Raw genomic sequence first — 17,915 nt, forward strand, 5'->3', positions numbered from 1 at the left:
CCCATCATGCCGGAACGAGCGGTCCCGCTCACACCGCCGCGGTGGCCGGCACCTGGAACGGGGGCCGCCCACCGCGCCGCCCGCACACGCACGGCCCGTCGGCGGGGCAGGTGCACACCCCCTCCTCCGGTGGCTGCCAGCCGGTCGTGTCGGCGAGCCTGCGCAGGCGGTCCAGGTACCCGGGCCAGTCCTGGGGACGCCGGCCGTTCGCGAGCGTGGCGAGTTCGGCGGCCAGCGGTTCCGGCAGGAGCCGCCACACTTCGGGCTGGGCGGCGGCCAGCAGGTCGAAGAGGACGCCCAGCCGCGCCGGGCGCTGGCGCGCGGTGGCCGCTCGCGCCTGGCGCACGCTCTCGTACAGCTCGGCCAGGGCCGCGTGGTCACCGGGCCTGGCGCCCAGCATCCTGGCGACCGCTCCCGCGGCCGTCGCGGCGGCGGCCCGCTCGTTCGCGCCGATCGTGCGGTGGCCGTCCACCTGGAAGGTCAGCATGCCCGGCTCTGGGGCGCCGTCGCGCCGCACCTCGACGGGGATGGGCGCGCGTCCGGGCACCACGATGTCCATCAGACCCGGCCCGTACGTGTAGACCCGGGCGCCCATGAGCGCCGCGCCGCGTTCGAAGGCCTTGGCCGCGGCCGTCTCCGGCAGCGTCGCGGGGCCGCGGATCGCCGCCACGTCAGCGGGAGAGAGCTCCCCTGCCCGCCCCAGCGCCAGCAACGTGGGCGTTGCCCCCGGCAGGCCGGGAGCCAGCCCCGCCCGGCCGGCCTCGGCACGCAGCGCGGCCCGCTCGGCGATCGCGCCGGCCGGTCCGGCTTCGGAGACGATCCGGGCCAGCCCGCGGAGCCTCGCGAGCGTCACGGCGTCGGGCACCCCGAGCACCTGTCCCGGCACCCTGGGTCCCGGCCCGAGCGTCCGGCCCTGCGGGCGGCCGGCCAGCGCGGCCGCGTGCGCCGCGATCTGCTCCGCCACGGCGACCTCGGCGCCGCGCCCGGCTTCTTGCGGCACCCGGAGCACCAGCCGGTCGTGCGTGCGCGAGTCGACGGTCACCCCCGTGGCGTCCGGCGCCGCGTCGGCCAGCGTCACGGTGAACGTCCGGCCTCTCGCGGTCACGGTGAACTCGCGGGTGCCGCCCGCCGGAGCGACCTCGGCGACGCCGGCGATCTCCGCCATCCTGTCCAGCCCGGCCGGCGACGTGTCCAGCCCCACAGGAGTTCCCCCGTTGAGCAGACTCGCGATCCTGCCCTGCGGCTGGGCGGGGGCCGGCGCGCGCGGGCCGGTGCCCCACGGCGGCGGGGGCGGGGTGTGGCCGCGGCGTTCGATGTCGGCGCTGATGGCGTCGATCGCATCGGCCAGGATCCGGCGGGTGGCCTGGTCGGTGGCCCCGCGCCACTTGCGTGACAGGTGGGCGTGCTCGTCCAGGCGGGGGATCAGGCAGTAGTCGGTGCCTTCTGCCTGGTGCTCCGACAGAGACGTCCTGATCACGCCATGCGGCGCGCCCATTGCCGCGGCGACCACCGCCTGCGTCATGTGCGAGAACTCGTGCACCAGGCCCGACGACACGACCTCCGGATGTACGCGCGGCCAGATGCGCAGGAGATGTGGGTCGTCCGGCGTGCCCGCGCGCAGCTCGGTGGAGGCGCTGCGTCCTTCGCCCGGTTCCTCGATCAGCACGCGGACGTGCTGGTCGGGCGCGGTGGGGACCTGGACGGTCAGTCTGTCGCCCCGGCCCCAGGTGACGCGCGCGGCGCTGCCGCCCAGGTCGCCGGCCGTGACGTTCTGGCGGCGTACCTCGTCCAGGGTCAGGTCGGGGACCCCGTCGGGCCGGGCCGACCGGCTGAAAGGCGTGTCCTCGATCGCCTCCGATGGCACGGTGCCGGGCGTCGCGCCCTGGGCGACGCTGCCGCCCACCGGCCGGGTCGGGTTCATCTTCTCGGCGGGCCAGACCGCCTTGAGGGTGTCGACCGGGAAGATGCCGCGCGCCATCAGCTCGGCCTTGACCTGATGGGAGAACGTGCCGGGTTCCTCGGAGTTCATGAAGACGTCGCGCAGGCCGAGACCGGCCATGTCGGCGGCCTCCAGCACGGTGGGGGAGAGGGTCGCGAACGCCTCGGCGAACCCGCCGTCGGGGGTCTCGCTGTGTACGGAGCCGTCGGGGGCGGCCAGGTAGACGTGGAGGCCGTCCGCCTCCCGCACGGCCACCCGGGCCACCGCGCCGCGTTCGCGGGCGGCCACGCGGGCGTCCTGCAGGATCTGGATCAGCCCTGTGCGGCCCTGGTCCGGAACGAACCTGAACGTCGGCCAGCCCTGATCAACAGAGGGCGCGAGCCGCACGTCCGCCTCGACCCGGGCGCGCAGCTCCTCGATCTCCTCCTCGAAGAGCACCACGTCCACCTCGCCGCTGGTGGCGCCCATCAGGTGGACCGGATCGCCGACGACGCGCTCGTCGCCGTTCCGCAGCCGCGCCACGTGCTCGAAGGTGAGGTCGTAGTCCACCCTGAGCCGGACGGTGTAGGCCTTGCCCTTCTCGAACTTGCTGCGCTCGCGGCGCGCCCCGTGGTGGTCGCTCACGCTCTCGGACGCCTGCGCGCCGGCGTTCGCGCCGCTGCTGAGGCCCGATTCGCCGTCGCTCATGCTGGTGCCCGCGCTGACCGGCAGCACATGGCTGCGGGACATCGACGCGTTCTGGGCGTCGGCCGCCCTGTCGACCTCTCCCTTCTCGGCGTCGAACGGGCCGGAGACGATGGTGAAGTCCGACAAGCGGGCCTGAATCCTGACCTGGGCGCCCTGGTCCTTGAACTTCTGCCTGGACAGCCGCACCACGACGTCGCCGCCGGGCCCCGTCATCCGTTCGAACCCGGTCAGCAGCGCCCCCGGGGACAGCCGCTTGGCCAGCTCGGACAGGCGTTCCTCGACCGTCTTGGCACCCAGCATCTTCGACAGCTGCGCGGTGATGACCTCGAAGAGGCTGGGTTTGCGCGGGTCCTCCCACAGTGCCTGCGTGAAGAAGCCGGGGTGCAGCTCGACCTGCCGGGGGTCGGTCGTGGTGACGAGCGGCCCCGGGTCCTCGGCGACGGGCCGGATCATGCCGGTCGGGATGCGCCGTACGAGCCTGGCCCGGTACCTGACCGGGGGAGCGGTGCGGGGCCTGCGCCGGAGCATGTTGACCGCCTCGCGGGCCGTGACCGGCATCTTCCGGCCTACCGGCTTCCGCGTGACCTCGATGACCAGCGTCATGTTCTGCTCGACCCGGTTGAGGCCGTTGAACACGGCCATCCGCTGCAGTCGCGTGCCCTGCTGGTTGGTGGAGCCGGAGTACGAGCGGCCCCGGTGCGTCGACACGCCTCCCCCGTGGCCGTCGCCCTGGTCGGTGGCGCCGTAGTCCAGGCCCGCCGAGTAAGAGCCGTTGTACGACTCGGAGTGCGACAGATCGGTGTAGCGGTAATGCTGGATGATGACGCCGGCCTGCGACGTGTGCGAGAGGAACGTGCCCTTGCGGGAGTCCGCGGGGTCGTCGTACACCAGCCGTGCCGTGACCGTGACCTCTTCGGCCTGCGCGACCTGGGGGCCCGCCTGCACGTGGTAGCTCTTCTGGTAGCCGCGCCCCGACCACATGTCGGTGATGTGGATCAGCGCGGCGTCGCTGGAGAAGTCGACGCTCAGCTCGTCGCTCAGGGTCGGGCTCCCGTCCACCGCCTCGGGGGCGGAGGCGCGCACGGCGTTCAGCACCGCGTCCATCATGTCGACCGGGTTGCCCTGCTCGTCGGTCAGATCGAGGGACTCCGCCGAGCCCAGGCCCATCGCCCTGTCGTACGACGGCGCCAGCACGACTTCCCTGGCATTCTTGATCATCTCCGTCGCCTGGCCCAGGGCGTCGTCGAGCTGCCGCTGCTCGCCGCCCTGCTGGGCCGTGGTCGCCGCCGGGTCGAGGCCGGCCACCTCCTGGATCTTGGCGAGCAGGGCCCGCGGGGTGTGCCGGTCGGCGTAACTCACGTCGGCGCCGGCCGCCCGCGCCTTGGCCAGGTCCATGATGTACCGCTGGACCACGGGCACGGCGAGGGTCGGGTCGAGGGTCAGGCTGCCGTTGAGGAACCGCTCGACGGCATCGCCCACCAGGGAGGTCGGCAGCGGGAGCTCGCCTTGGGAGTAGAGCAGCAGCGCCTCGTCCTCCGGGAGCAGGAACAGCCCGGTGCCCTGTGCCGTGGCCTGGCCCTCCTCGCCGAGCGGGACCCGGTCTCCCAGCGGCACCGCGTGCGCCGCGTCCTCCGAGCCGCGGAGGGTGAGGTCCACGGAGGCCCGCAGGATGTACTGGCGGCCGAAGTTGATCGTGAGCTCTTCCGTGCCCCAGATGTCGAGGATCGACGTGGACTCGGAGGTGCCTCCCGAGCGGGAGGGCAGTGAGAGCGTGCCGCTGTCGTTCGACGTGCCGCCGCCGTCGAGGTCGGAGACGTTCGCCGAGGCGCCGACGGACAGTCCGGACGACCCGCCCCAGGACACGCCGGCGCTGCCGAGCCCGAACAGGATCTCGCCGCTCACCTGGTCGACGGCGCCCACTACCTCCGCGTCGCCGACCTCGCCAGCCACGGTCAACGACGACCGGGAGGGCATTCCCCGGGCGCGGATCCCGAGGCCGTTGGTGAGCAGCCTCTTCAGCATCCTGGGATGGGAGACGAGGTTGCGCAGCCCCAGAGCCGCCTTGATCATCTGGTACGCCACAGAATCCGCGCGCATGCCCCTCGGCAGCACCTGCTTCGCCGCGGTATCCAGGGTGCCGTGCGTGTCGAAGTGGACGAGCCTCGCCCTGGACAGCACCTTCTGCGACATCTTGCCCACAGGCGCGGGCGGCGAGTCGTTCACCGAAGGGAGGAGGTCCGTCGCGAACAGCAGCCTGGCCCTGCCCGACTCGGAGGCCAGGGTGACCGAATCACCATTGTGCAGGAGGTCGCCGGTCAGTCTGTGGCCCAGGGAGAAGATCCCGACCAGGCCGGTGCTCTCGTCGAGGTTCACCACGTTGACCGTGCTGCCGTCGCTCGAACCCGCCGTACGGGTCTGGCTGCCGCCGGCGTTGACGCCCACCTCGTGCGACAGACCGTCGTGCCCCGGGTTGGGGCCGTCGCTCTCGCTGACGGAGGCGCCGCCCCCGTACGTCCTCGACCGGCTGACGCCGCGGGATGAGGTGTCGGAGCCGATGTCGAGGTTGACCACCGTCTCCGAGTCCGTGTACCCGATGTAACGCACGTCGTCGAAGTCCTGCTTCAGCGACAGTTGCAACATGTAGTGCTCGGGCGCGCTGTTCATGCTGTGCATCATCAGGTCGAGGAGGATCCCGTCCTGCGCCAGCGAGTCGTACGCGGACCTGATCCGGTGCTCGGAGAGCTGCTCGGTGACCTCCTGCATGTTGAGAATCTGGGAGGCGCGCTCCAACCGGTCGGAGGAGTACTGCGGCACGCCGTCCACGATCTTCGGGACGATGCCGCGCTCGGCGAGCTCGTCCAGCACCTTCTGCCTGAACGCGTCCAGCCCGTCGATGTCCTGGACGAGGGCGGGGCCGGAGCCGCGCATCTGTCCCGGCCCGTCGCCGAGCCACACGGGCAGCTCGGCCTTGCGGCCCGGGGGTGGCTCGGGGCGCGGATCGCCGCGCAGGACCTGGTTGCCCTCCGCGTCGAGAACCGGCTGACCGTCCTTGTACATCAGCGCCGCGCGGTCGACGGGCAGGCCGAAGCGGTAGGCGGCCGACTCCCGCATGCTGACCACCGCCGTGCTGCGCACCGGTGGCCGGAGCGTGACGGGCGGCTTGCCGATGATCTCCACGGTGAACGTGGTCTCCAGCGCGAGCCGGTAGCTCTGCTTGGGGCTGGTCTTCCTGTGCACGCTCGGGTGGATGGCCTGCTTGTTGGCGGTGGACGAGTACGACCGCGACGCCGACCTGGAACCTCTGACCCGCGGTCCGATGCTGGGATGGTAGTCGCCGAGTCCGCCGATCCCCTGCAGCGCGGGATCGTTGAAACCGGCGGAGGCGTTCGCCTCCAGCGATCCGCCCGACGACGCCCCGCCCGGCGTCGCGGCGAAGTCGACGAGCACCTCCTCCTCGAACTCCTCCGCGGTCGACCCGCCCAGCGGCTCGCTCGCCACCAGCACGACCCTGGTCTTGGCGCGTACCCTCGCGTGCGGCTCGCCGTTCCTGGTGAAGACGCGCTCCAACCCGTTGGGGTTGTTGACGGCGTCGCGCAGCCGGTGGGGCAGCTCGTCGGTCACGAACATGCGCAGCTGGTCGTGGGGGACGGCGCCGACCTCGGCGTAGTCCCCGCCGAGCGCCGCCGCGATCGTGTCAAGAGCGCCTTCCAAGCCGGACATGCTGGTGAGGACGTGGTTGGGGAGCTTCGTGTCCCGCTTGTCGTCGTCGATCCAGGCCAGCTTCCGCGGCGGCTGGTCGGTGAAGGAGTGCGAGACCCACAGCCGCTGTGCGGAGGCGTCGCCGGGTTCGCCGGAGTCCACCACGGTGGTGTCACGCCAGCCCTCCGACTGCCGCGTGCGGACCTCGACGGTCCAGGTCGCGGCGGCGTCGAACAGCAGCGACTCGCTCCTGTTGTCGGAGACCGAGCCCCCTTGCGCGTACATCCCCGCGCCGCCCGAGGCCGACCAGTTGCGTCCGGCGGCGGCCCCGAGGCCGACCCCGAGCAGCTCGGTCAAATGCCTGGCCCACTCACCTTCGGGCATCATCTGCGCCAGGGCGGCCGTGTTGAAGCCGAGGGGGATGCCGCCGCTGCCCGACTCGGTGGCGGAGACGGTCCGGCCGGCCTGGAAGAACAGGCCCACCATCATCTCCGACGCCTTGACGCTCGCGTCGAGCACTTCGACCAGGTCGGCGAGGGAGAGCCTGATCCGCACCTCCGCCGCCCTGCTGCCGCGGCCCACGCTCAGCACGACGCCGTCCTCGGAGACGAGCTTGTGGAAGTCGGCCCGCAGGGCGCGTTCCAGCTCGTTCTGGGTGAACCGGTGGCCGATCCCGTTCCGTTCCAGGACGGTGTTGACGGCCTTGGTGAGGGCGTTCAGATGGGCGAGCCGGCCTGCCGGCATGGCCGCGGACAGGCTGTCCTGCTGCGGCAGCGTCGCCTCCAGCGCGTCCAGATAGCCCTTGTGGTGCCGCCTGGCCTCGGTCGCCAGCGACCGGGCGATGGAGGCCATGCCGACCTCTCCGGGCCGGGTGGGCCTCGCCGCCAGGTTCATCGCCGACAGCATGCGCTCGTAGGCCTGCCTCGCCTGCCTCGCCTCCGTCAGCGCGGCGTCGTACGACTGCGCGATCCTGGTGTGCCGTGCCGCGGTGGCGCGGTGCGCGCGGTTCTCCTGCCGCGCCTTGCGTGCCCGCTCGAAACGGCCCTGATCGTGCTGGTTCTTCGCCTTGCGCGCCTCCTTCGTGGCCTTGCGTGCCTGCTTGCGGGCCTCCTCGGCGCTCTTCTTCTTCGCCTGGACCTGCTTCTCGAGCGCCGCCTCCTCCTGGGTCAGCGCGTCGATGACGGCCCGGACGTCCGCGGCGGTCGGATTGGCCCCGAGTAAGGGCGGGGCGTGACGTGGGCGGGTGGCCTGCGAGGGCGCCCAGGGCGGCAGGGGCGGGGTGTGGCCGCGGTCGCTCAGCTGGCGCATCACACCGTCGATGTCGACGGCGAGGAGCCGCTTCTCCTGAAGGGTCTGGGCCTGGTGCCACTGCTCGGTCAGGAGCGACAGCTCGTTGCGCTGGGCGGCCACGCACGCGTCCCGCGTGGCCTGGCGGCCGCCCTTGCGCCGCAGGATTCCCTGGCGCTTGCCCTCGCCGGCCGCCTGCAGCGCCTGGAGGGTGTCGGTGATCTCGTGCAGCCAGACCCTGGGCAGCTGGTCGGGGTGCACGTGCGGGCCGAAGTGGACCAGGTGCGGGTGGTCCTCGTCCGTGCCCTTCTTGATGTCGGTCTGGCCCATCAGGTCGGGGGACAGGCCGCCGATGACGGGGCGGAAGTAGTGGGTGCCGGTCTCCGTACGGACGATCAGCGTCTCGCCGTCCTGCGACCAGGTGACGCTCTTCACGCCCTGGCCGAGGAAGTGGCGGGTGAGCCAGTCGCCGGCCGCGTCATGGACCTCGTCCTGGGACAGGACGGTGTCCGGGCGGCCGTCGGTCACGTACCTCGTGCCGACGACCGGTCTCGACGTGACCGTCCCGGGCTTGCTGGTGTATGCCCGCGCGCGGGCCGGAGCAGGCGCGGGGGCGGGGGCGGCGTCGGGAGCCAGGCCGGCATCCGGGGCGGCCGTCTCCGCGCCCTGGGCGACCGTCAGCATGGCGGCCGCCTCGGCCTGCAGGTCCGCGAGGTCCGAGACCTCCCCGGCCCGGGTGTCCAGCGCGGCGCGGATGCGGGTCATGGTGGCGGCGGGAATCACGCGCACGCCGTTGGCGGAGTTGATCAGGAGGTCGCCTGTCGGACCGATCACCGCGTCGGGGAAGTCCGTGGTGAGCGCGCCGATCAGCGCCGTACGGGCCCGCTCGGCGGCGGTCATGGGGCCGGCGGCCGGGGCCGAGCCGGTGAGGGAGGAGACCGTGTTGCCGAAGCCGTCGTCGGCGGTCGCCGCCTCGTGGGTGGTGGTCCGGTCGGCGGACGGCGTCTGGTGGCCGTCGGGCTGCGCCGGGGTGCTGTCCGGTGTCGCGGGGTTGTTGTCCTGCTGTGCGGCGTTGTTGTCCTGCTGTGCAGGGTTGTTGTCCGGCTGGGCGGGGTCGTTGTCCGGCTGGGCGGGGTTGTCGTCGTGCTGCGCGTGGGTGCCGTCCGGTGTCTGCGCTGCCGCCGCGGCGTGGGGTGCGGAGCGCTGCGCCGTCCCGTCGTCGCTCTGCGGAGCGGGCGCTCCCGCCGTGGTGTTGCGCCCGGACTGCGTGGCCGCGTCGCCCGTGGGACGTGACGCGGGGCCGGCCTGCCTGGGTGCCTCGGAACGCGGGTCGCCGTTGGGGGAGGCGGAGCCGCGCCTGTGCGCGTTCGGGTCCACGTCCGGCGTGGTCACCGTGCCGCCCGACCTGGCGGGCGCGGGTGTCCCGGGACCGGGCTGCTGTACGGACCCCGACATGGGGGGCTGGCCGCCGCTCGGGGTGGGGCCGCCGTTCGACGGGTTCCCGCTCGGCGGGCCGGCGGGCGGATCACCCGCCGCGTGGGCGGCGTCGGTGCGCGCGGCGGCGTCGTACGCGGAGGCGAGGGTGGTGATCGGGTGGGCCAGCGCGGTGTAGACCTCGGGGTTGAACGGGCTGATCGACCCGGTACGCCCGGCGCCGCCCATGAAGCCGCCCAGCAGGGAATCGGTCGTGAACGGGTTCTGCCACTGGCCGTAGACCACGCCGTTGGCGATGAAGCTGCCCGCCGGGGAGGCGATCGTGTTGGTCAGGCCGGTGGTCAGCGCGCGGCCCGCGAATCCCGGCACATGCCTGGTGACGCGGGACACGGGCCCGGCCACCGCGGTGCCGAAGAGCGCGCCGGTGCCCGCGCCGATGATCGCCGCCCCGGACTTCTGCCAGTCCCACTCCTTCCGGGTGCCCATCTTGATCTGCTGGTACTGGGCGACCGCGTCGATGAAGAACTCCTCGCCGATCTCCTCGATGAGCTCCTTGCCGATCGACGAGCCGAGCAGTCTGGCGATGAGGCCGCGTCCGGTGGCGCCGCTGAGCGCGGTCACCCTGGCCAGCCGCGTCGCGCCGAGCTCTCTGGCGCCTATCGTCGCCAGCCTGACGAGGATCCGGGTGATGGCCGCGCGGGCTCCCGCGGCGTACGGCCCGACGAGCGCGGTGGAGGTACCGGCGGAGAAGAAGGAGACCAGCATGGCGATCGCGATGGCGACGACCGTCACCCAGAAGGCCACGTTGATGGAGAGCTTGGAGTACTGGGTCTCGACGGCGAAGTTGTTGGCCTGCTGGGAGAAGGCCAGCGAGTTCCGGGACACCCCGGCCAGCCCGCCCTCCTGGCCGTGCAGGAACTGGGCCCTGGTGAGGAAGTTCGCGGTCGCGGGCGCATTCCAGCCGGTGACGACGGTGCGCGCGGCCGCACCCGCGAGCGGTGTGGAGCCGACGGATTTCATGGCCGCCTGGTAGTACTTCGCGGCCAGTTTCGCCAGCCCGGCCTCGGTGGCCTCCGGCCATTTCTGCCCGGCCGACAGCATGGGGATCAACCAGTTGACGACCCAGTCGGGCAGCGCCTCGGTCTCCCAGACCGGGCGGACGTCACTGTCGATCTGGACCGGGGGCTGCTCGGTCGGCCGGCCGGCGGAGGTGTTGACACCGGTGTCGGTGTGGACCGTCACGTCGCGGCCTCAGATCTCCCTCGTTCTGGCGGCCAGGTCGTGCTCGATGGCGGCGTCCGTGTGGAGGGTGTTGTCGACGGCTGCGCGCACCCTGCTCCCGGCGTCGATGATCTCCTTGGTGAGCTGGGCGTACTGGGTGAGCATCCGCTCCGGGCCGTCGTTGCTGAAGTGGGCGGCCTTGAACGCCTCTCCCTCGGCGCCGCCGCCCCACGGAGCGGCGGCGAGCGCCTCCCTGACCTCGCTGATCACCTTCGCTGACTCCCGGTCGAGGTCCTCGGCCATCGTCGACCACTCGGAGATTCCCCGGTGCACGACGGACTTCACGATCTCCGTACCGTCCCAGAGCCTCATCGCCGGCCCCCCATCCGCTCGGCGAGCTGCGCCATGGCGGTCTCGAGGTCGCCGTCGAGATGGGCCTCGAGCTCTGCCCGGGGGACCACCGGCTCGAGGATCTCCGCGATGCGCTCCCGGGCCTTGGCCGCCGCCCGCTCAGCCGTCTCGACGATCGTGTCGGCCAGCTGCCGTGCGTCGGGCCGCCGATAGATGCGCGGGTCTAGGTCGATCCTGACGAGCTCGCCGCGCGGGCCGACGGTCACCGACACCAGGCCGTCGCGCGACCTCTCGGTGACCTGGACGGCTTTGGCCTGCGCGTGCAGCTCCACGCCGGCGTCCTGAATCTGCCGGAACATGTCACGCAGCTCGTCGGCGTATGCCCGCATCGCCGCCGCGTCGGGCCGGTCGAGCGACTCCATAAATCCCCCTGAAGCCCACGTGAAAAGTCTCTTACGACACTCCTACGTTTCTAGTCAGTTTCCGTCACATGAACATCAGGAGACAAGAGTCTCCGTCAAAAGTGTTGATTTCCGACATTCAGTTGAACGGCGTGCTCCTGAAGATCGGTGACCTCCCCACGGGGCACCCAGAGGCGGTACACGCCCCGCTCGACGCGCTCCATCCCCAGCTCGGCCGCCGTGAGCGCCGACCCGCCCAGGTATTCGAGCAGCAGTTGATCATCACGCTCGTCGTGCACGTGGAACCACTCTCCCCGCCAACCGCACACCGTCGTCACGAAGTGCAGGGCCGCGCACTCCGACGCGGGCACCGTGCGTACGTGGCAGCCGGGCTCGACCTCCTCGAAACCGTCCGCCGGTTCGGGGCTGCGCAGCCGGATCCACAGCTCCAGCGAGTGGGGCTCAGGGCTGGCCGGGTAGTCGGCGTCCCGCCAGCGGGCCCGGTAATAGGCCCGGCTCATCCCGACCGCCTCCCGATCAGCAGCCATCGCCGCAGGTCGCCGTGGTACATCGCGCGCCGGTGCTCGGTCCCCCCGGAGGTGAGCTCCCAGATCTCCGCGCCGTGCGGCAGGCTCACCCCGTACACCTTGTACTCCCGGATGACGTGATCGACGCTCGGCACCAGGCCCATCCCCACGAACGGCGGCTCCTCGATCACCCAGCCCGCCACCGCCGCCCTGGTCTCCTCGTCGGTGCCGCCATAGGGGGTCCGGTAGAGCTCCAGGCCCGCTGGGCGCCAGCGCAGGATGTTCAGCGAGCCGCTCTCGGTCAGCATGCCGGGCTGCCCGAGCGCCTCGGCGAGCACGGCGGGCGTCGCGATGTGGGAGACGTCCAGCGCGTGATGGCAGTAGCCGGAGACCCGTGGCTCGTCCCCGGTCAGCAGGTCATGGACGTCGGCAGCGGAGATCAGCTTCTGGACCGCCGGCGCCCCTGAGCCGGGATCGAGGAGCAGGTCCTGGGCGAGTGTGGGCACCGCGAGCCTGGCCACCGTTCCCGGCTCCAGCATGAAGGCGGCCGTCAGCCCCGGATTGACCGCCAGCCCCCACCGCAGGTCCGGCCAGCCGGCCGCCAGCTCGACCAGCGAGAGGACACGGCAGTAGACAGCGGCGCCTCCGGTGGCCAGCCGCATCGCCTCCACGGAGGTGTAGGCGAGCAGCCACGTCCGCTCGGAGCCGGTGCCGGTGCCGGTCGCCCAGCTCGGAGCCTCGGTCCCGGCCGCCGCGGCGGCGGTGATCGGCAGCGCCAGGTCGGCGTCGCGGAGCAGGCTCAGGCACAGCGCGGCCTGCCCGTCCCGGTGCGCCGCCCACAACCGCTCCTCGAACGGCGTGGCCGGTTGATGATCACACGACGTCATCCGCCCAGTCTGCCGTCAGCCCAGGGCGTGGTCGAGGTTGAAGGCGGCACTGATCAGCGCCAGATGGGTGAACGCCTGGGGGAAGTTGCCCAGCTGCTCGCCCGAGCGCCCGATCTCCTCGGCGTACAGGCCCAGGTGGTTGGCGTAGCTGAGGATGTTGTCGAAGACCCGGCGGGCCTCCTCCAGGCGGCCCGCCCTGGTCAGCGCCTCGACGTACCAGAAGGTGCAGATCGAGAACGTGCCCTCCTCGCCCGGCAGCCCGTCGGGGCTGGTCAGGGGGTCGTAGCGGTACACCAGCGTGTCCGAGACCAGCCCCTCGGCCAGCGCGTCCAGCGTGGACAGCCACTTGGGATCGGTGGGCGAGACGAACTTGGCCAGCGGCATCATCAGCACCGAGGCGTCCAGCACGTCCTCGTCGAAGTGCTGGACGAAGGCGTGCAGCGTCGGCGACCAGCCCTGCCGCATGATCTGGCGGTACATCGCGTCGCGGGCCTCGCGCCAGGTCGGCAGATCGGCCGGCAGCCCGCGCTGAAGGGCCACGCGCGCGGCGCGTTCCACGGCCACCCAGCACATGAGCCGGGAGTAGACGAAGTTCTTGCGGCCGCCGCGGGTCTCCCAGATGCCTTCGTCGGGCTGGTCCCAGTTCTTGCAGACCCAGTCGACCAGCGCGCACAGCTCGTCCCAGCGCTCGCTGGAGATGGGCTGCCCCCACTTGTTGTACAGGTAGATGGAGTCGATGAGGGCGCCGTAGATGTCCATCTGGAGCTGGCCGGCGGCGGCGTTGCCCACGCGTACCGGGACGGATCCGCGGTAGCCCTTCAGGTGGGTGAGCTCGCGCTCGGGGAACTCGGTGCGGCCGTCGATGCCGTACATGATCTGGAGCGGGCCCGACTGCCGGCCGCGGCCGGCCTTGACGTGCTGCGACAGGAAGCTCATGAACGCCTCGGCCTCCTCGGTGAAGCCCAGCCTGAGCAGCGCGTACACGCAGAAGGCCGCGTCGCGCACCCACACGTAGCGGTAGTCCCAGTTGCGCCCGCCGCCGATCTGCTCCGGCAGGCTCGTGGTGGCGGCCGCGACGATGCCGCCGGTCGGCGCGTACGTGAGCAGCTTCAGCGTCAGCGCGGAGCGGTGCACCATCTCCCGCCAGCGGCCGCGGTAGCGGGAGGCGGACAGCCAGTGCCGCCAGTACCGCACCGTGTCGTTGTACGCCTTCTCGGCCTCGATGAGCGCGCACGATCTCGGCACGACCCCCTCAGCCAGCCGGTCGAGGGCGAAGACGGCCTGCTGGCCCTCGGTGAGCTTGAACCGCGCCTGGACATCGCACCCGTCGCTCTCCAGAGGCACGGTGGCAGTCAGCCTCAGCGAGAACTCGGGCGACACGAACGTGGCCTGCCCGTCGGTCATGTGCACGGTGTGCGTCTGGGAGCTGTAGTCGAAGCGGGGCGCCACCCGTACGTGGAACGGCAGCGCGCCGCGTACGCACAGCAGCCGCCTGATCAACCGGTGCCGGTCGACCTCGTGCGACTCCTCCTCGGCGATCGGCATGAAGTCCTGGACCTCCGCCACGCCCTCATCGGTGAAGAACCGCGTGACCAGCACGTTCGTGTCGGGTACGTAGAACTGGTTGGTCCGCACGGGCAGGTCGGCGGCGAGCTCGAACGACCCGCCGCGCTCGTCGTCCAGGATCGCGGCGAACACGCTGGGCGCGTCGAAGCGCGGACAGCAGTACCAGTCGATCGTGCCGTCCGTGCCCACCAGGGCGACCGTCCGAAGGTCGCCGATCAGCCCGTGCTCGCCGATCGGCAGATATCCCATGTCATCAAAGTAATCCGGACAGGGTCGGCGGATGCCAAAACGTTCGGCAAGGGATGTACGAAGGTTCTACCAGCCGTCGCCCCAGCTCTCGCTGTTGCTGCAGATCTTCACCGCGACGCTCCTCCGGAAGCTCTTGGGGGTGACAACCTCGAAGACGATGTTGTACGTGCCCTCGCCCTTCCACGTGATGGACGGAAGCAGCGGCTTCGACGACGCCGTGCCCTGCTGCCTGCCCTGGTTCTGACCGTTGACGAGCCATCGGTAGCTGTAGGTGCCCGTGGCCGAGACCTTGGCCCAGATGTTCATGTCGTTGCGCCAGCAGTCGCCCACCTTGTCGCCCTCATAGGTGAAGGTCACCGACGTCACGCCCCCCGAGCCGCCGCTGGTCGCGGTCGGTTTTGTGGTGGTGGGGCTGGTGGTGGGCTTTGTGGTGGTGGGCTTGGTCGTGAGGCGCGGCGTGGGTTTGGTGGTGGGGTCGGCGGTCTTGCTGGTTTTGGGGGCCTTGGGAGTCTTCGCGGTTTTGGTGGGGCGTGGCTCGGAGGTCGGGTGTGCGGTTTTGGGGGACTTTGTCGCTCCGGAGGCGGTGGGACTCTGGGCCGTGACGACGGTGGCGGTGGTGGTCCGGCCAAGCCACGTGGGCAACCAGATCAAGGCCGCCGCCACGGCAGCGGCCACGACGACCGCGGCCCCGCCGGACACGAAGATCAGCGTGCGCTGGTTGCCGGGGGTCGGCCGCTTGGGGGCGGCCTGGAGGTGGTGGACCGGCGGTTGCCGCGGATGCCCTGGTCCGGCGCCCGGACCGGACAAGGCCGGGTGCGGTGACCCGCCCGGGAATCCCGCGTGTGCGGGACCGCCCGGCGGTGGGCGGTGTCCGCCTGGGGATGGTGGTGCCTGGCCGCCGATGAGCTGGAAGAGGACGTCCTGCATGGCCGGGCGGGCCGCGGGGTCCTTGGCGAGGCACGCGTACACGATCGAGCGCAGCGGCTCGGGCACCCCGTCGAGGCGCGGCTCCTCGTACTGGATCCGCCTGAGCACCGCCGGCACGGAGTCGTTGCCGAACGGCGGGGCGCCGGTGGCCGCGTACACCATCACGGCCCCCCACGCGAACACGTCCACGGCGGGCCCGGCGGCGGCGCCCATGAACTGCTCGGGCGCCATGTACGCGGGCGTCCCCACGATGCTGCTGGTACGGGTCAGCGCGGCGTCCATCGCCCGCGCGATGCCGAAGTCGATGACGCGTGGCCCGTCCCGTCCGAGCAGGACGTTGGCGGGCTTGAAGTCCCGGTGGACGACGCCGGCCCGGTGGATGGCGGCCAGCGCGGTGGCCGTCGCGACCGCCAGCCGTTGCAGGTCGGCCCCGGTGTGGAGGCCCGCCTTGTGCAGTGAGGGACCGTCGACGTACTCGGTCACGATGTACGGCCGTGCGCCCAGCGAGGCGTCCAGCACCTGCGCGATGCAGAACGGCTCCACCCGCCGCGCGGCCGCTATCTCCTTGGCGAACCGGCCGTCACCCGGCACCCCTTCACGCAGCACCTTGATCGCGACCAGGGTGCCGTCGGGGGCGGAGGCCAGGTAGACCACGCCCTGGCCGCCCTCGCCGAGCTCCCTGACGACCCGGTACGGTCCGATGGCCTCCGGCGTCATGAGTTTTCCAGGTCGCACATGTTGATCGACATGCTTTTCTGCGCCGTGGAAGGCGAGGTGACCTTGAGGGTGAGGGTGTGGCGCCCGGCCTTGAGCATGTACTGCTGGGAGCTCACGAACGCGGTGTACGCACCCTTCGACACCCACGACCTCTCTCGCGAGATCGCTTTGCCGTCGACCAGCCAGACGGTCGAGATCCACACCTCTTGCCGGGTCGACTCCACGTTTGTCTGGAAGTGGACCGGCGGCATGTAGCAGCCCTTGGCGCTGTCCTGGCCGGGGCCGCCGAACAGCTCGATCTCGAGGATGCTGACCCGCGCGGTCGTAGCCGGTTTCTTGGTGGTGCGGGTCGGCGTCGGGGACTTGGTCGGGGTCTTGGTCGGGGTCTTGGTCGGAGGCGCCGTGGTGGACTTGGTGGCCTTGGGGGTCTGCGTGGGCGTCGGCGTGGGCGTGGTCTTGGGGGTGGTCTTTCGCACGGTGGGCGTACGGGTGGGCTTCGGGGTCTTTCGCGGCGGGGTCGTGGTCGCCGGGTGTTCAGTGGCCGGGGACGTCGAGGCGCTCGGGGAGTCGGCGGCGATGGACGCCGAGGTGGTCGGCTTCGACCAAGGGGCGAACCAGACGACGCTGCCGACGAGCGCCACCACCATGACGCTCGACACCCCCACGGCCACGGGAACGCCGATCCCGCGACCGCTCGCAGCCCGAGCCCTCCGCCCCGGCCCCCTGCCCGCGCCCGGGAACGGCCCTTGGCCCGGCATCGGCCCTTGACCAGGGAACGGCCCTTGACCGGGGAACGGTCCTTGGCCCGGCAACGGCCCATGGCCGGGTGCCGACCCATGGCCGGGCATCGCGCCAAGTCCATGGCCGGCCATGGGTTGAGACCCGTTCCCGGGCATAGGCGCAGATCCATGGCCCAACGCCTGCCCGGGCGCATACCCAGGCCCGGACCCGGGCAGCGGTCCGAGTCCTTGCCCGTACGCCTGTGGCTGGGCCTGGAAGTCCTGGTGCGGATGAGGAGGGTTCGGGACCGCGGCGTTCTGCCCGCTCAGCAGCCGCAGGATCACGTCCCGCATGGTCGGCCGGGCACGTGGATCCTTGGCCAGGCAGTCGTACACGACGGACCGCAACGGCTGCGGCAGGTCGCCGAGCTGCGGCTCGTTGTGCAGGATGCGGTTGATGACGGCAGGCAGCGTGTCCTGCCCGAACGGCGGCGTCTCGTTGGCCGCCCACACCATGACCGACGCCCAGGCGAACACGTCAGCGGGCGGCCCCACCGGCTGCCCCGCCAGCTGCTCGGGAGCCATGTACGCGGGCGTGCCGACGATGCTGCTGGTATGCGTGACGGCGTCGTCCATGGCCCGCGCGATGCCGAAGTCGATGACCCGCGGCCCGCCGGGACCGAGCAGCACGTTCGCGGGCTTGAAGTCCCGGTGCACGATGCCCGCCTGATGGATGGCGGCCAGCGCGGTGGCCGTCGCGACCGCCAGCCGCTGCAGGTCGGCCCCGGTGTGGCGGCCTGCCTGCTGCAGGGAAGGCCCGTCGACGTACTCGGTCACGATGTACGGCCGTTCGCCCAGCGAGACGTCCAGGACCTGGGCGATGCAGAACGGCTCCACCCGCCGCGCGGCCGCGATCTCCTTCGCCAGCCTGTCGTCGAAGCCGGCGCCCTCGCGTAGCAGCTTGACGGCCACCTGCCGGCCGTCGGGCGTCTGCCCGAGGTAGACGGTGCCCTGGCCGCCCGCTCCGAGCCGGCCGAGCAAGCGGTACGCGCCTAACGCCGTCGGGTCGTCCTCCCGCAGCGGTTCGACATGCGCCATGAGAGAAGTGACTCCTGAGACGGGTGCGGGTGATCGCTACGTACCCTAGCGACTGCAATACGGATTTGTTGTGATGTTTCGGAGTCGCCGGAAAAGCTGACTTTTGCCGGAATGTTTGGCGCGGGCGTACCAAAAGAACCGGCTTGGAACGGACGGTGAGCCCGGGGTCGGCACCTGTCCCCGGAATTGTCGGTGACGACTGGCAG

The 17,915-nt window shown here is 71.5% G+C and carries 8 protein-coding genes; all 8 read right to left on the bottom strand.

The genetic code is table 11. The features are described from left to right. Positions 1–28 precede the first annotated feature (28 nt). Positions 29–10,288, bottom strand: a complete 10,260-nt coding sequence (locus AB0J64_RS31580; RefSeq protein ID WP_364034821.1) for a hypothetical protein — start codon at positions 10,286–10,288, stop codon at positions 29–31. Positions 10,289–10,297: 9 nt separating this feature from the next. Next, positions 10,298–10,639, bottom strand: coding sequence for a hypothetical protein (locus tag AB0J64_RS31585; protein WP_364034824.1), 342 nt, complete (start codon positions 10,637–10,639; stop codon positions 10,298–10,300). Continuing rightward, complete coding sequence (locus AB0J64_RS31590; RefSeq protein WP_364034827.1) at positions 10,636–11,040, bottom strand: YbaB/EbfC family nucleoid-associated protein; 405 nt, start codon at positions 11,038–11,040, stop codon at positions 10,636–10,638. The genes AB0J64_RS31585 and AB0J64_RS31590 overlap by 4 nt, the downstream gene beginning before the upstream one ends. A 95-nt stretch (positions 11,041–11,135) precedes the next feature. Beyond that, on the bottom strand, positions 11,136–11,540 hold the full coding sequence (locus tag AB0J64_RS31595) for a hypothetical protein (protein ID WP_364034830.1): 405 nt from the start codon (positions 11,538–11,540) through the stop codon (positions 11,136–11,138). Then, the gene (locus AB0J64_RS31600) at positions 11,537–12,433 is read right to left on the bottom strand and encodes an SseB family protein (protein ID WP_364034833.1); all 897 of its coding nucleotides are present in this window, start codon (positions 12,431–12,433) and stop codon (positions 11,537–11,539) included. The genes AB0J64_RS31595 and AB0J64_RS31600 overlap by 4 nt, the downstream gene beginning before the upstream one ends. Positions 12,434–12,448: 15 nt before the next feature. Further along, entirely contained in the window at positions 12,449–14,248 is a 1,800-nt protein-coding gene (locus AB0J64_RS31605) for a glycoside hydrolase family 15 protein (protein ID WP_364034836.1), read from the bottom strand. A 66-nt stretch (positions 14,249–14,314) separates the two neighbouring features. Next, positions 14,315–15,892, bottom strand: coding sequence for a serine/threonine-protein kinase (locus tag AB0J64_RS31610; RefSeq protein WP_364034839.1), 1,578 nt, complete (start codon positions 15,890–15,892; stop codon positions 14,315–14,317). Continuing rightward, positions 15,889–17,709 (bottom strand): protein kinase, encoded by a 1,821-nt coding sequence (locus tag AB0J64_RS31615; RefSeq protein ID WP_364034842.1) that lies wholly within the window; start codon positions 17,707–17,709, stop codon positions 15,889–15,891. Before AB0J64_RS31615 ends, AB0J64_RS31610 begins: the two co-directional genes overlap by 4 nt. Between the last annotated feature and the right edge of the window lie 206 nt (positions 17,710–17,915).

It is taken from the genome of Nonomuraea sp. NPDC049695 (genome assembly GCF_040674955.1).
GTDB classification, from domain to species: Bacteria; Actinomycetota; Actinomycetes; order Streptosporangiales; family Streptosporangiaceae; genus Nonomuraea; species Nonomuraea helvata.

Excerpts from the sequence above, each read along its gene's own strand:
- AB0J64_RS31585 (WP_364034824.1), bottom strand. The coding sequence starts at position 10,639 with ATGAGGCTCTGGGACGGTACGGAGATCGTGAAGTCCGTCGTGCACCGG.
- AB0J64_RS31590 (WP_364034827.1), bottom strand. The coding sequence starts at position 11,040 with ATGGAGTCGCTCGACCGGCCCGACGCGGCGGCGATGCGGGCATACGCC.
- AB0J64_RS31595 (WP_364034830.1), bottom strand. The coding sequence starts at position 11,540 with ATGAGCCGGGCCTATTACCGGGCCCGCTGGCGGGACGCCGACTACCCG.
- AB0J64_RS31600 (WP_364034833.1), bottom strand. The coding sequence starts at position 12,433 with ATGACGTCGTGTGATCATCAACCGGCCACGCCGTTCGAGGAGCGGTTG.
- AB0J64_RS31605 (WP_364034836.1), bottom strand. The coding sequence starts at position 14,248 with ATGGGATATCTGCCGATCGGCGAGCACGGGCTGATCGGCGACCTTCGG.
- AB0J64_RS31610 (WP_364034839.1), bottom strand. The coding sequence starts at position 15,892 with ATGACGCCGGAGGCCATCGGACCGTACCGGGTCGTCAGGGAGCTCGGC.
- AB0J64_RS31615 (WP_364034842.1), bottom strand. The coding sequence starts at position 17,709 with ATGGCGCATGTCGAACCGCTGCGGGAGGACGACCCGACGGCGTTAGGC.